The sequence below is a fragment of the Microcoleus sp. T2B6 genome (assembly GCF_036700475.1).
In the GTDB taxonomy this organism is placed as follows: domain Bacteria; phylum Cyanobacteriota; class Cyanobacteriia; order Cyanobacteriales; family Microcoleaceae; genus Microcoleus.
On record NZ_JAUBOZ010000037.1, the window covers coordinates 15,297 to 27,974 of the forward strand.

The window sequence follows — 12,678 nt, forward strand, 5'->3', positions numbered from 1 at the left end:
GTAAAAATATGGTATCACAATGGGAAAACTTTCTGCAAAACTTGGGAGAATGGCACGGTTCCTTCACTCAGCTATCAACGCGAGGAGAGGTACTTCAAGATACTCCTAGCATTATTTCTCTCGAAGGCTTCAATGACAACAAAACAGTGCGATTGAAACTGCGTCGGTTTTCCCCAAATCCTAGCGGTGTCGGCGAACCGGAAGTCAGCGAACTTGTTCGAGAATATCAAAGTTTGGGACGAGATATCCTATTTTTTGAGAATGGAGCTTTTTCTCAGGGTACTATTCAACTAGCGCCTTTTTCAGAGTGCGGTGCCGAGTTGAGTTTTATCTACAATTATCGTCGGTTGCGCTTCCCTCTGACATACAATACCGACGGCAATTTATCCAAACTTATCTTAATTCGGGAAAAGCAGCTTGATAAAAATGTCCCCGAACGTCCGCCTTTAACTGTTGAAGATTTGCTGGGAGAGTGGGAGGGCGAGGCCGTGACAATGTATCCTGATTCGCGTTCTCCTGACTTTTCTTCTACCAATTTACAATTGCATTTAGAAAGTAGCGATCGCCTAGTGCACAAAATCACTTTTGGCAGTAATGCTAGTGTTATCACTTCTAGCGCCACCATAGACGGTTCAGTTCTGCACTTTAACGAAGGTGCTTCACCCGTGCAAGTTGTGCTCCTTCCTGACGGCGGTTCTTGCACTTTACCTGTCAAGATTGAATCCAGAAAACCTATATTTTTCGAGGCCGGTTGGTTGGTAGAACCTGACTTGCGGTTTCGGATGATTCGCAGTTACAATGAGCGGGGTGAATGGGTAAGTTTGACTTTAGTTAAAGAACGAAAAATTAGTCATTAGTAATTTAGTCATTAGTCATTAGTCATTAGTTAGTAGGGGCGGGTTTTACCCTAAATATTTATAGGTAACTCAGGAAATAGATAAACCCGCCCTTTGGATTTGATGCTCTTCCAGTCCACTTTACGGCGGAGGAAAGTTTATGTAGCAGCTAATTTTATTTGCGGGACTTTGTTTCCTGGGTTTGCGATTGAATCACCGCACTCCAATCATCATTGTTAACAGCCGCTTCCAAATCCTTAGCGCGTTCGCCGTCATTTTTGGCTGCTGTTTCTAACTCTTTGGTAAGACTAGAATCTGCCATTGCTTTACGCAATTTCAGCTTCTTTTCCTCATAAGCTTTTTGTTCCTCAGCAGACATTGCCGATCGCGCTGCTTGGCCTACCGTAGCCGCCCACATTTCGCTTTCAGCATCGTTTCCAGGCGGAATGCTGCCAATTTCTGCTATCCAAGCATCGCGCAAACTTTCCATTTCTTCCCGCTTCGGGAATTTGAAAGTTTGCACGCGCAGGAAAGCACAATTTTCTGCGCCATTTTGGGCGATGTGACCGTTGATTGAAAGCAGGATATTTCGCGAATAACCTACATACTGAGTGTTGCGGGAAGTGTCCATTACAGCGTAAACGCCGGCGACTTTCGCGTTAGTTGCCAAATCGCGCCATGTATCGATCGAGATTACTTGCGTACCGTCATTTTCTAATTCAGAAAGAGTCGCTGCTGCGCTGTGTTCTGAGTCGGAACTGTATAAAAAGTTGTGCAGTCCTTCATGGGCGACAGGTACGTTTTGATGTTCAATTGCTACGTCTCGATCGGCATTCACTTGATTAGCTTCCATTAAACTCAATTCCTCAAAAAATGTCAACTTTACTCATTAAATCTCACTTTCAAGGGCGGGTTTTCCAACCCACCCCACAATAAAGTTCTCTTTGTGGAACATGCATCTTGCCTGTTCTATTGTTTTTTTTGCCCTTATATAGCAATCCTAAATGAGATGTAGGGGTAGTGCTAAGAGTGCCTACCCCAGCATCATGGGGGCAACCACGGGGGGTTTGCCCCTACAAGAATTACACAAATGATGCGAGGATTGCTATAGCGGTTCTCAAAAAAGTGAGGTATGCCCACGGAGGCCACGGAGGCCACGGAGGCCACGGAGGCCACGGAGGCCATGAGTACCTCATATGAGAGATCGAGAGGCTATATATACTTAACTTACGGCAATTTGTTGCAATTCCTCGTCAGTCAATTTAACTTCGAGCGCCTGCACAGAGTCCTCAATACTCGATACTTTGGTCGCACCGGGAATCGGAACGATGCAAGGCGATTGGGCCATCAACCAAGCTAATACTATACAGTAAACTGAAACGTTTTTTTCTGCTGCTAATTTGGCGATCGCGGGCATATCTTGCAAGCTGGTGACGCGGCGGCTTCCTCCCAAAGGACTCCAGGGAAAAAATGTCAGTTTTTCGGTTTCGCAATATTCCAGAACCCCGTCTGATTCCGGCTGTCTGTGCCACGGATTGTACTGATTCTGCACGGAGACAACTTCTACTGTATCGCGGGCACGTTTGATCTGCTCTACAGAAAAGTTGGACAATCCAATAAATCGAATCATTCCTGCTTCTACTGCTTCTTTTGCAGGTGCTAGGGCTGCTTCGATGGTATAAGCGGGATCTGGCGAGTGGTACTGCCAAAGGTCGATCGGTTCCTTGCCGCCCAATGCTTCAAAACTTTCCCGAATTGTCTTGCGTAAATGGTGGGGGTTGCCATTGCGCGTCCACGCACCTTGAGGCCGCATTAAGCCGCCTTTAGTGGCGATAGTAACGGCGCGAGTATCTCCGGTGTACTGTTCCAAAGCTTTGGCAATCAACTGCTCGTTGTGGTGTTTATCAGATTGATCTTGGCAGTAGGAATCTGCTGTGTCAATTAGGGTGACACCCAAATCGAGGGCGCGGTGAATTACCGCCATTGATTGATCTTCGGGGGGCCGGCCGCTTAAGGACATTGGCATACATCCAAGACCGATCGCGCTGATAGTAAAATTACTGTTACCCAGTTTTTTTCTTTTCATTGGTTTGCCTTCTTGTGCGTGGTTTATTTCCAGTTTACATTTCAAGGATAGGTTGAGATATTACATTTATTTAACTATCTATCTAAGTAAATAGACAAAAATATTTTTTAGATAAGCTGTTTTGCCTTGAAAATGTATATTTCACTTCTCTATTCCCCAGGTGTCAAATCCTCTCCCTCTCAAACATAATAGACAATCTAGATGTGCAGCCGCTTACCTACCTACTTAACTAGCTGGAAGCGCTGGTGTAAAAGCGGAGTGCAAATTGCCAGAAGTAGCGGGAGAAAAATAACAGCCCGATCGCCAATATTCCCGCCCCTGCGATCCAAACGATTTCACCTCTCCCCAGCATGGCTTCTGCAGGCACAGTCGTCAAGAAGGCAACGGGAACTACGAAGGTGAAGAAAAATCGATAAGCTGCGGGATAAGCTGCCATGGGAAATCTACCCGCTTCTAACAATCCTTTGAGGACTTCGGTAACATTGTAAATTTTGACAAACCAAATGCTGGTGGCCCCTAACATAAACCATATACTGTAAAGAGTAATAGTTCCGAAGAACAGCGGTATTGCTGTTAAAAAATAGTTGCCGATTGCTACTCCCAATTTGTTTCCAGCATACAACAGCAATACGATGCCCAAGATTAAATCTGGCATTCCCCAAGGCGAAACTGTGTTTGCAGATAGCCAGAATTGGGAACTGATGGGTTTGAGGAGTACGAAATCGAGAGTACCTTGCTGGACTCGATCGACAATACGGCTGAGATTAGGTGCTAGAAACGTTGACGAAAACCCCTGCAAAACCGTAAAAATGCCGAGTACAACTAAAGCCTCTTCCCATTTCCAGCCCGAAAACGTGTAGCCGGTACGGTAGAACAAAAATAGCCCAAACAAGCTGCCAGTAAGATTTCCGAGGCTGCTGATGGTCGCGAGGACAAAGTTGATTCGGTATTCTAGTTCCGCTGCGATCGCCGCACCCCAGAACATTTTCAGTACGTGCAAATATCGTCCCATGTTTATAGCCATTTTTGGCCGTGTAAATACTTAAATTCCCATATTGTAAAGCTTGTGTGAAGTTAACTGCTGTACTGGCTACTCATTTCACTATAACAATAAATTATTGATACCGCTTGCCTACGTAGTTTTACTGACAAACTGTATTAAGTTATTTAACCAATTTTAAATATAAATTACAATTATTAATTAAAGTCAATCTTAAGCCCATATATTTTGGCAATTATTAAGCCGAATTCATGTCTTCACACAAAGCCTCGCTTGATACATTGGAAATACTAATATGTTACAAGTTTTAATATTATAAATATTTCAAAAACATCTAGCCATACCCAAACGCAACACTTAGGATGGGGCATACGTACTCAAAAGGAATACGTAATCAGGAATGCGTAATTATACGCACAAAAGAGGGATCGAGGAATTGACCTAGCTAACAACACGTAAGGAAAAAAAGACATGGATGCTTTAACATTATCGAGACTGGGCGTCAAGCACACCAAGAGTGCAGTAGCCGAATCGCTGCGGATCAATACAGGATACGACGTGACAAGCCCAGTCACTTTTTACGGGATTGTCAACGAGCGCTGCAATGTTAAATGCCGCCAGTGCGAGTATTGGCGACTCAAAGAATATAAAGACGAAATGACGATCGAAGAATGGCAAAATGCCCTCTTGAGCGTCAAAGACTTTGTGGGCGAATTTTCAATCAACTTTAGCGGCGGCGAACCTTATATTAAAAAAGGTTTTCTAGACTTGCTGGCCTTTGCGAATAAAAATGGCATTCACGCCGGCGTCACCACCAACGGCTATTGCATGACCAGGGAAAACGCAGCCAAAACTGTCGCTGCTCGTCCTTTTAATGTGAATATGTCCGTTGACGGGCCGAACGCAGAACTGCACGATTATTTGCGGGGTCAACCCGGATTGTTCGATCGGCTTTCTAAAGGAATCGGCTATCTGCGCGAAGAACAAGAAAAACAGAACGTCTTGTTTCCGATCAACGTCAAACCGACAATGAACCGACTCAATTTCCGCCACCTCCCGGAAATAGTCACCTGGGCTCAGGGAATTGGGGCGACGACGGTGAACTTCCAATCCGTCAACCGCTGGACGCCAGAAACATACGAGGAATTGTGGATTGAAAAAGAAGACATGGAGGAATTTTCACAAGTAATCGAGCGGCTAATTGAAATGAAGAAGAACGGCGCTCCGATTATGAACAGCGATGAAGTGTTGCGATTGATGATTCCTCACTTTGCCGAAGAAACAGCTCCTGATTCAACTCGTCCTTGTCGCGTTGGACTGCGAAATTACTGGATTGATACGCGCGGCGATGTGAAATTGTGCGATGAGTTTCCGGTGATTGGTAATGTGAAAAACGCCAGCGCCCGCGAGATTTGGTACGGCGAAAAAGCTCAGGAAGTCCGCCGCGATACTTTGAATTGCGGCAAGCTTTGTCTGATTACTTGTGTTTCGCAGAAGACGATTTTGGACAAGGTGAAAATGGGGATGAAGTTATTAAAGAATTGAGGTTTGACCAGTGTTAATATTGCTTCTGTTCATGGTGGCCGGGTTTTATCAGAAACCCGGTTTTTTGTTTAATGAATTGTATTCCTGTTCGGTTGGGCTAAAGGATGCGGGAATGCCGTTTCCCTACGAATACAATGTTTTGTATCAGTCGTAGGGTGGGTGACGGTGAAAAATCATTGCACCGCAGCCCTTTACTAAGCTGTTCTGCATTTAAATTGTCTGTCAAAAAACAATCTAACTCTTGTGGGGTGGGCGTCCCGCCCGCCCTGAATATGCAATTTAAAGGCGCGACAGCTTATTGACTCTCACGCACCGCTTTACCTGGGCAATATTTTTCTTACCAGCCGCAGGATTCTGGGGGATATTTTTCTCGCCAGCGGCAGGCTACCCAGTATCAGCAGGCCGAATATTAAACCGAAAAGCAAACTCCAGATAATCGTCGCGGTGAAGGGATGAAGCGGGAGGGAAAAATCGGGTTGCTATTTAATCGGTGTATCTTTGATTAGGGGATAGCTGACCCAAAAGATTTGTCCGCCGCCGATCGCAGTTCCGACAAAAATATGATATTCTCAAGTTGGCGAGATCGCTTTTTCTCTTTGTCTTCCTTCTTCCTGCCGATTTCCATTTGTTCTCGCTCGCGCTAACATTCCCTCTCTTGCTGCTCCCGGTTCAATTCCACCTGTGCGATTGCCACCATCCCGCGAATTGTGGATGTTGTGTGCTGGAACAAATCTTGATTAGGAATCAGGTAGTTTAAGTATTTTTCAATATCCCTTTCCATGCCAAAAGAGCGATCGACCTTCCCAGACACAATAGCGAGCGCATTGCTTTTACTCAATCAGTATTGAAAACATCCTGCAAGTTACGATAACCACTAATAACGCGCAAAATCTCAATACCATCACCAACTATTTGATAAAAAATGATGTATCCCATCAATGGCACACCACGTAAACTGGGAGAAAATTGTGAATACGATCGCCCCAAATATGGAAACTGTGCAATCTGCTGACATTTTTTACCAAATCCTTCCACAAAGCGCTCTCCTGCATCCACGCTTTGCGCCAAAAAGTAATCGGAAATTTCGGATAAATCTCGACTCGCTTCGAGCGTAATAAGCAAGCGATTCATGCTCTTAATTCTCTGGCTTTTTTCACTTTATCTCTAAGTTGAGCTAATACATCGTCTGGATTGAGCAACTCACCCCGTTGTGCTTGTTCTCGTGCTATATCGATTTTCTTCCCAGTTTCTTGTACCCACGCTAAATAGTTTGGGTTGTTGCCGTCATCGGATAAAGTAACATCATCGATTAATAACAGCAAGGCTGTGTTAATTGCTTCTTCAAGGGAGGGATATTGACCGTGCTTTACTAAAGCTTCAAGGACTTGGGTTTGCTCTTGGCTCAAGGTGATTTGCATTGTTACCTCGGATGGGGGCAAGGGTTGGACAATACTTCTACTGTATCGTATTTTATTACAAAAATGCGTGAAGCGAAGCTATCCCGTAGGGAATCGCTCTTGACTGTGGCAGATAGAAAAAGGCGATCGCCCGCGCATTGAGAAATAGAAATAAAGGATCTCGTCCTTTCCATATCAAAAAGAGCGATCGCCTGGGGGTTGAATTAGTAGGTTAGTCGATCGCACTAGCTCTACTTTTTGCCCAAAAAATGCCATTACCAACTAAAAGTTAAAATCTGTCTCGATCGGCAACTACTTACCGCGCCCTGGCTTACAGTCTGCAAAGCCCAACGCTAAGCGAGTCGATCGAGACAACTGGCGATCGCCATTTCCACGACAGCTTCGATGGGATACTCAATAGCCGCCGCGCGGGTAATGAGGGCGATGCGGATGCGATCGGGTAGGTAAGCGAGGATGGATTGAGCGTCAGCCGGAATTTGGCGGGCTGCTTGCGGTTGTCCGTCGCTCATCAAGATTGGGAGCGATCGCAACTGAGCGCTGCTAATCTGAAGGATGCTATTATAGATTAACAGTTACCAAGAAACTGGGTCTAAAGCCCCGTCCTTATAGGACGGCTTTAATTATAAGTAATATGAATAATTATTAAATATACAGACTTGTAAGTAAAAGTTTTAGCAAAAGTGAGAGACTATTCCAATGATAGTTTTAGAGTTTAAGTTGAAGGGCAAAGCGGAACAATATCGAATCATAGACGACATGATTCGGACGGCTCAATTTGTCCGAAATAAAACTCTTAGACACTGGGTAGACAATCAAGGAATTAAGTTAGTAGACCTGTACAAACAATGCGCCGTGATGGCGAAAGAGTTTGAATGGGCAGGCAAGCTTAATTCGATGGCACGTCAGGCTTCCGCCGAACGTGCCATTTTTGCTATACAACGTTTCTTTGCTAATTGCAAAGCTAAGAAACCAGGAAAAAAAGGCTACCCGCAGTTCAAGAAATACACCCGATCTGTGGAATATAAAACTTCGGGATGGGAGCTTTCTACCGACAAGAAATGTCTAACATTTAAAGACGGCTTTGCTGCCGGAAAATTCAAGTTAATTGGTAGTCGGGATTTGCATTTTTATGCGCCTGGTGAGATTAAACGAATCAGAATTGTGCGCCGCGCCGATGGATACTACGCCCAATTTTGCATCAATGTGGAGAGGAAAGAGGAACTTGTTCCGACTGGTAAAGCCACTGGGATAGACGTTGGGTTAAACCACTTCTATGCTGATAGCGACGGCGAAACAGTTCCTAATCCTCGGTATCTCAGAAAAAGCGAAAAAGCTTTGAAGAGATTGCATCAGCGAGTTTCTCGGAAAAAGAAAGGTTCCAAGAACCGAAAAAAAGCGATTAACAAGTTAGGAAGAAAGCACCTGAAAGTCAGTAGGCAGCGTAAAGACTTCGCCATAAAGACGACGCCCGGCGTGGTAAAATCTAACGATTTTATAGCCTACGAAGACCTTCAGGTGCGGAACATGGTGAAAAACCATAAGCTCGCTAAATCAATTAGCGATGCAGCTTGGTCACAAACTTGATCATTATTTGGAATATTTTGGAAAAGTGTATGGCAAAACAGTTATTGCTGTTCCACCACAGTACACTTCCCAGGATTGTTCAAACTGTGGCAATTTAGTTAAGAAAACCCTGTCAACTCGAACCCATATTTGTGATTGTGGTGCGGTATTAGATCGCGACCATAACGCCGCAAAAAACATCCTAGCAAAAGGGTTGAAGCAGGCAAAAATCAATTTAAATACGGTGGGGCACACCGGAATTCACGCTGGGGGACAGACCGATCTCTACTTGCTGGTGGTAGCAAAACAGAGATAAGTTCGACTGGCTGATCCAAGAATCCTCGTGCCTTTAGGCCGAGGAGTGTCAATATGTCTTTATAGGTAAATGACATGAACGCTAAAGAATTGCTCCTTAAAGAAATGGATAATATCCCCGAATTTATATTAGAAGAAGTTTGGGATTTTCTGCAATTTCTCAAAGCAAAGTATGATAAAGATAAGTTAGAAGCAAGCCTGCTGAGTGAATCTTCTTTGCAAAAAGACTGGTTAAGATTAGAGGAGGATGAAGCATGGCAGAATTTGTAAAAGGTGATGTGATAGTTGTTCCTTTCCCATTTTCAGATTTAACACAAGCCAAGCGCCGACGCTCTAGTAATAGCAACTTTGGCAGGAGACGATCTAATTCTTTGTCAAATTACTAGCCAGACGCTCGCCGATCGCTATGCTATTAGCCTTCAAAGTAGTGATTTTAGTGAGGGTGGACTTAACCAAACTAGCAACATTAGACCTAATCGCTTGTTTACCGCTGAGCGATAAATTATACTTTATAAAGCTGGTAAGCTTAAACCTGAGAAGTTGAACGAGGCGATCGCCAAGATAGTTGAAATTCTTCACCAGTAATTCTCTATTGTCCAGCGTTCCTCAGCTCAAAATGCTGTTTGACTACATTGTGTTGTGCGATCGCCTGCGCGTTGAGAAAAAGACATAAAGTGCGATCGACCTTTCGATGTCAAAAAGCGATCGCACTCACACTCTCAACCAAAGATCGCCCCTCTCATTCCACTCATGGCGATCGCCCCATTACCTATAATTTTAATTAACATCCTGTCCCTCCCTTAAGCAGGGCTGGGGGGACAGGATGGGAGGGGAAACGAGCCTTAAAGCGATCGATAAACGCGATAGTTAATTTCCGGGAAAATATTATCAATCTCCTCAACCTTCTCCAACCAACCCGAATCAACTTTCCCTTCTTTCACTTCATCGTAAAGCTTGTGAAAGCGCATTAAGTGCGATCGAGTCCGGCGCACTGCATAGGGCACCATCGTCCCTGTACGCATGATAAATGCCCAGTCAGAAGATTGAGCTAGCAGCACTTCCCGCGCCGCCTGGTTCAAAGCGCGCCACTGCAATTCATCCGCAGGTTCCATGCTTCCCAACTCAATCATCCGTTCCGCAGCTTTGTGCAAGTGCGGGTAAATCCAAGCATTGGTATCGTTGAGCCAATATTCGTGGAAACCCCGGAAACCCCAGCTAGACTGAGACGGGCGGCACACTTGCTGAGTCGGATTTCCCCGCAAATAATCGGCTAAGTGCGTCATCTCGTAGGTATTTTGGTCGTACCAACTCTTGCGGAACAGGTAATCTAAGAACCAAGGCCCTTCGTACCACCAGTGACCGAAAAGTTCGGCGTCGTAAGGCGAAACAATAATCGGCGGACGCTGCATAATCCCGTTGAGGTGTTCGACTTGGCGTTCCCGGTTGAAAGCAAAGTTGCTGGCGTGTTCGGCTGCTTTTTCCCTTGCCCAGTATGGATCGTACAACTGTTTATCGCCTAAACCCAATCCGCGACCGGTGATTTTGTGATATTTAATCCCGGTATTTTTCCGCTGGCCGTTGGGCATGATGTAGGGCTTAATGTAATCGTAGTCAGCTTCCCAACCCAAATCTTTGTAGAATTCGCGGTATTCGGCCGCGCCTGGATAGCCGACTTCGGAAGACCAAACCTGCTGCGAGGATTCGTGATCCCGACCGAAGGCTGCGACTCCGCATTCGGTGAAAATGGGGGCGTAGCTGCCGTAGCGGGGACGCGGGCGGGCGTAGAGGATGCCGTGACCGTCTGTGAGAAAGTAGCGGAGGCCTGCGTCGGCTAACATCCGCTCTAAGCCTTCATAGTAGGCGCATTCGGGCAGCCAAATGCCTTTTGGTCGGCGGCCGAAGTTTGCTTCGTAGTTGTCGCAAGCTACTTGAATTTGTGCCCAAACTGCTTCGGGGTACATTTTCATCAGCGGTAGGTAGCCGTGGGTGGCACCGCAGGTGATGATTTCGAGGTTGTTGGTATCTTGGTGTTCTTTGAAGGCTTTGACTAAATCTCGATCGTACTTTTCCCAAAAGTTGCGGACTTGAGAGAAATGGGCGGCGTAATGTTCTGCCAAGTAGCGGAGGTGCCCGTTTCCGCTGTTGTGTTCGATTTCGAGATCCGCTAATTCTTCGAGTTTAGCCAAGTGGTCGTCGAAGCGGTCTTGCAGCAAGGGGTCGCGCAGCATTGCCACCAAGGGCGGCGTCATGCTCATGGTAATTTTAAAGTCGATGCCGTCGCGCTTGAGCCCTTCAAAGACTTGCAGCAGGGGAATATAGGTTTCCGCGATCGCCTCAAACAGCCATTCTTCTTCTAAAACGTAGTCGCTTTCGGGGTGGCGAACAAAGGGCAAGTGGGCGTGGAGAACGAGGGCGAGGTAGCCAATAGTCATAATGATTTGGATGCCGTAGTTATTAACTGACGCCTGTTAGGGACAGCTTTAAAATATTTTAAGATTTTATGCTGAAACGGGACTCACAAAATGCCGTGTTTTTTTAACTCCTCGCTCCTGTTGTCCCCCGCTATAACTGTACCCAGTGTCTTCGGTGGGATGAAAGGCAGGGAGATTGTAGGTACGGAAATCTCCAAATCTTTATTTTTGTAGATATTTTACTGAAATGTTTATAATACAGTAAGGAGGCAATGAGATGCTGCATACTGCTATCAAGGTTCGACTTTATCCAACATTAGAGCAACAAGCCCTACTGTCTGGGCACTTTGGCTGTGCCAGATGGTGGTGGAACTATGGTCTAAATAAGTCAATTGAGACTTATAAAGAAACGGGTAAAAGCCTTGGTCAGTCAGCACTCAATGCCTTTTTACCAAAACTCAAGAAAACCGAAGAAACACTTTGGTTGTCTGAATGTTACAGCCAAGTTTTGCAAGCAACAACGCTCAACCTCACAACCGCCTATAAAAACTTTTTTGCAGGTCGTGGTAGGTTCCCGCGCTACAAGTCAAAGCATGGTAAGCAATCGATTCAGTATCCTCAAAATGTCAAGGTACTTGATGGGTTTATTCAGTTTCCGGGCAAGGTCGGCAAAGTTAAAGCCAAGTTGCACAGGAACATAGAAGGAACAATCAAAACCGTAACGGTTAGTTTAAATCCTTCTGGGAAATACTTTGCCTCAATATTGACGGAGAGTGAAGGCGACAATCCGACTGTTTCAACGGTCGGCAAAGTAATTGGAATTGACTTGGGATTGACTCATTTTGCTATTACGAGCAATGGCTGCAAAGTCTCTAAGTATGATAACCCTAAGCATCTAGCCAAACACGAGAAAAACCTCAAACGCAAGCAACAAAAGCTAGCTAAAAAACAGAAAGGAAGTAATTCAAGGAACCAAGCTAAAAAGACGGTAGCTAAAGTGTACGAACGGGTAAGTAAATCCCGTCAGGATTTTCTACATAAGCTTTCGAGAAAGCTCGTCAATGAAAACCAAGTTGTCGTAGTAGAGAATCTTAATGTCAAAGGCATGGTACGCAATCACAATTTAGCTAAAGCCATATCTGATGTGGGATGGGGAACCTTTATCAATTTCCTAGCTTACAAGCTAGAGAAAAAAGGTGGCAAGTTGGTTGAAATTGACCGCTGGTTCCCCAGCTCCAAGCTCTGCTCTAATTGCTATTACCAGATTGATAAGTTACCGCTTGATATTAGGGAGTGGACTTGTCCTAATTGCGGTACTCGTCATGACCGTGATGGTAACGCCGCAACAAACATTAGATCCGAAGGCATCAGGATACTACAGACGGATGGAACAGCCGTTTTTGCTAACGGAGGGGAAGTAAGACCAAAGATTGGACGCAAGTCTGTTCTGAGGCATTCCTCTGTGATGTTAGAAGCCCACACTATAATCGTTTCGATTTAGTGT

Annotated in this window: 16 protein-coding genes and 1 pseudogene; 7 read left to right on the forward strand and 10 right to left on the reverse strand. The window is 45.2% G+C overall.

Features of this window, described 5'->3' with window-relative positions; genetic code table 11:
• Window positions 1-8 precede the first annotated feature (8 nt).
• Window positions 9-857: a DUF3598 family protein gene (locus QUA00_RS17490; RefSeq protein ID WP_333144986.1), complete on the forward strand. Its 849-nt coding sequence runs from the start codon at window positions 9-11 to the stop codon at window positions 855-857.
• A gap of 154 nt (window positions 858-1,011) precedes the next feature.
• On the opposite strand, the gene QUA00_RS17495 is transcribed toward QUA00_RS17490, so the two are convergent.
• The 3 genes from QUA00_RS17495 to QUA00_RS17505 form a co-directional block, all read right to left on the reverse strand.
• The gene (locus QUA00_RS17495; protein WP_333144987.1) at window positions 1,012-1,689 is read right to left on the reverse strand and encodes a GIY-YIG nuclease family protein; all 678 of its coding nucleotides are present in this window, start codon (window positions 1,687-1,689) and stop codon (window positions 1,012-1,014) included.
• A gap of 369 nt (window positions 1,690-2,058) precedes the next feature.
• Window positions 2,059-2,922, reverse strand: coding sequence for an aldo/keto reductase (locus QUA00_RS17500; protein ID WP_333144988.1), 864 nt, complete (start codon window positions 2,920-2,922; stop codon window positions 2,059-2,061).
• A 229-nt stretch (window positions 2,923-3,151) separates the two neighbouring features.
• Complete coding sequence (locus tag QUA00_RS17505; protein ID WP_333410432.1) at window positions 3,152-3,934, reverse strand: ABC transporter permease; 783 nt, start codon at window positions 3,932-3,934, stop codon at window positions 3,152-3,154.
• Between the two features lie 459 nt (window positions 3,935-4,393).
• Here QUA00_RS17505 and QUA00_RS17510 point away from each other — a divergent pair, with 459 nt between their 5' ends.
• Both QUA00_RS17510 and QUA00_RS17515 read left to right on the forward strand, forming a co-directional pair.
• Window positions 4,394-5,467 (forward strand): radical SAM protein, encoded by a 1,074-nt coding sequence (locus tag QUA00_RS17510; protein ID WP_333144990.1) that lies wholly within the window; start codon window positions 4,394-4,396, stop codon window positions 5,465-5,467.
• 10 nt (window positions 5,468-5,477) lie between these two features.
• A complete protein-coding gene (locus QUA00_RS17515) occupies window positions 5,478-5,621 on the forward strand; it encodes a hypothetical protein (RefSeq protein ID WP_333144991.1) in 144 nt (47 codons plus the stop codon).
• A 348-nt stretch (window positions 5,622-5,969) separates the two neighbouring features.
• Here QUA00_RS17515 and QUA00_RS17520 read toward each other — a convergent pair whose 3' ends face one another.
• The 5 genes from QUA00_RS17520 to QUA00_RS17540 all read right to left on the reverse strand — a co-directional run bounded on the left by QUA00_RS17520 (window position 5,970) and on the right by QUA00_RS17540 (window position 7,394).
• Window positions 5,970-6,092: a hypothetical protein gene (locus QUA00_RS17520; protein ID WP_333144993.1), complete on the reverse strand. Its 123-nt coding sequence runs from the start codon at window positions 6,090-6,092 to the stop codon at window positions 5,970-5,972.
• 15 nt (window positions 6,093-6,107) lie between these two features.
• Window positions 6,108-6,305, reverse strand: a complete 198-nt coding sequence (locus QUA00_RS17525) for a hypothetical protein (RefSeq protein WP_333144994.1) — start codon at window positions 6,303-6,305, stop codon at window positions 6,108-6,110.
• The gene (locus QUA00_RS17530; protein ID WP_333144995.1) at window positions 6,302-6,598 is read right to left on the reverse strand and encodes a type II toxin-antitoxin system RelE/ParE family toxin; all 297 of its coding nucleotides are present in this window, start codon (window positions 6,596-6,598) and stop codon (window positions 6,302-6,304) included. Before QUA00_RS17530 ends, QUA00_RS17525 begins: the two co-directional genes overlap by 4 nt.
• The gene (locus tag QUA00_RS17535) at window positions 6,595-6,885 is read right to left on the reverse strand and encodes a hypothetical protein (protein WP_333144996.1); all 291 of its coding nucleotides are present in this window, start codon (window positions 6,883-6,885) and stop codon (window positions 6,595-6,597) included. The genes QUA00_RS17530 and QUA00_RS17535 overlap by 4 nt, the downstream gene beginning before the upstream one ends.
• A 332-nt stretch (window positions 6,886-7,217) precedes the next feature.
• On the reverse strand, window positions 7,218-7,394 hold the full coding sequence (locus QUA00_RS17540) for a hypothetical protein (RefSeq protein WP_333144997.1): 177 nt from the start codon (window positions 7,392-7,394) through the stop codon (window positions 7,218-7,220).
• Between the two features lie 187 nt (window positions 7,395-7,581).
• Between QUA00_RS17540 and QUA00_RS17545 the strand changes: the two are divergent.
• Together QUA00_RS17545 and QUA00_RS17550 are read left to right on the forward strand one after the other, a co-directional pair.
• Window positions 7,582-8,764: pseudogene (locus tag QUA00_RS17545) on the forward strand (RNA-guided endonuclease InsQ/TnpB family protein).
• Between the two features lie 74 nt (window positions 8,765-8,838).
• A complete protein-coding gene (locus QUA00_RS17550; protein WP_333148313.1) occupies window positions 8,839-9,033 on the forward strand; it encodes a hypothetical protein in 195 nt (64 codons plus the stop codon).
• 93 nt (window positions 9,034-9,126) lie between these two features.
• Here QUA00_RS17550 and QUA00_RS17555 read toward each other — a convergent pair whose 3' ends face one another.
• The gene (locus QUA00_RS17555; protein ID WP_333148311.1) at window positions 9,127-9,342 is read right to left on the reverse strand and encodes a hypothetical protein; all 216 of its coding nucleotides are present in this window, start codon (window positions 9,340-9,342) and stop codon (window positions 9,127-9,129) included.
• Window positions 9,343-9,386: 44 nt separating this feature from the next.
• Here QUA00_RS17555 and QUA00_RS17560 point away from each other — a divergent pair, with 44 nt between their 5' ends.
• Window positions 9,387-9,548, forward strand: a complete 162-nt coding sequence (locus QUA00_RS17560; protein WP_333148309.1) for a hypothetical protein — start codon at window positions 9,387-9,389, stop codon at window positions 9,546-9,548.
• 57 nt (window positions 9,549-9,605) lie between these two features.
• On the opposite strand, the gene QUA00_RS17565 is transcribed toward QUA00_RS17560, so the two are convergent.
• Complete coding sequence (locus tag QUA00_RS17565) at window positions 9,606-11,195, reverse strand: glycoside hydrolase family 57 protein (RefSeq protein WP_333036521.1); 1,590 nt, start codon at window positions 11,193-11,195, stop codon at window positions 9,606-9,608.
• 256 nt (window positions 11,196-11,451) lie between these two features.
• On the opposite strand from QUA00_RS17565, the gene QUA00_RS17570 reads away from it, so the two are divergent.
• Window positions 11,452-12,675, forward strand: coding sequence for an RNA-guided endonuclease TnpB family protein (locus QUA00_RS17570; RefSeq protein WP_333410436.1), 1,224 nt, complete (start codon window positions 11,452-11,454; stop codon window positions 12,673-12,675).
• Window positions 12,676-12,678 lie beyond the last annotated feature (3 nt).

What these genes read in the sequence shown, in the direction of transcription:
- QUA00_RS17490 (WP_333144986.1), top strand. Translation starts at nt 9, where the DNA reads ATGGTATCACAATGGGAAAACTTTCTGCAAAACTTGGGAGAATGGCAC.
- QUA00_RS17495 (WP_333144987.1), bottom strand. Translation starts at nt 1,689, where the DNA reads ATGGAAGCTAATCAAGTGAATGCCGATCGAGACGTAGCAATTGAACAT.
- QUA00_RS17500 (WP_333144988.1), bottom strand. Translation starts at nt 2,922, where the DNA reads ATGAAAAGAAAAAAACTGGGTAACAGTAATTTTACTATCAGCGCGATC.
- QUA00_RS17505 (WP_333410432.1), bottom strand. Translation starts at nt 3,934, where the DNA reads ATGGGACGATATTTGCACGTACTGAAAATGTTCTGGGGTGCGGCGATC.
- QUA00_RS17510 (WP_333144990.1), top strand. Translation starts at nt 4,394, where the DNA reads ATGGATGCTTTAACATTATCGAGACTGGGCGTCAAGCACACCAAGAGT.
- QUA00_RS17520 (WP_333144993.1), bottom strand. Translation starts at nt 6,092, where the DNA reads ATGGAAATCGGCAGGAAGAAGGAAGACAAAGAGAAAAAGCGATCTCGC.
- QUA00_RS17530 (WP_333144995.1), bottom strand. Translation starts at nt 6,598, where the DNA reads ATGAATCGCTTGCTTATTACGCTCGAAGCGAGTCGAGATTTATCCGAA.
- QUA00_RS17535 (WP_333144996.1), bottom strand. Translation starts at nt 6,885, where the DNA reads ATGCAAATCACCTTGAGCCAAGAGCAAACCCAAGTCCTTGAAGCTTTA.
- QUA00_RS17540 (WP_333144997.1), bottom strand. Translation starts at nt 7,394, where the DNA reads ATGAGCGACGGACAACCGCAAGCAGCCCGCCAAATTCCGGCTGACGCT.
- QUA00_RS17550 (WP_333148313.1), top strand. Translation starts at nt 8,839, where the DNA reads ATGAACGCTAAAGAATTGCTCCTTAAAGAAATGGATAATATCCCCGAA.
- QUA00_RS17565 (WP_333036521.1), bottom strand. Translation starts at nt 11,195, where the DNA reads ATGACTATTGGCTACCTCGCCCTCGTTCTCCACGCCCACTTGCCCTTT.
- QUA00_RS17570 (WP_333410436.1), top strand. Translation starts at nt 11,452, where the DNA reads ATGCTGCATACTGCTATCAAGGTTCGACTTTATCCAACATTAGAGCAA.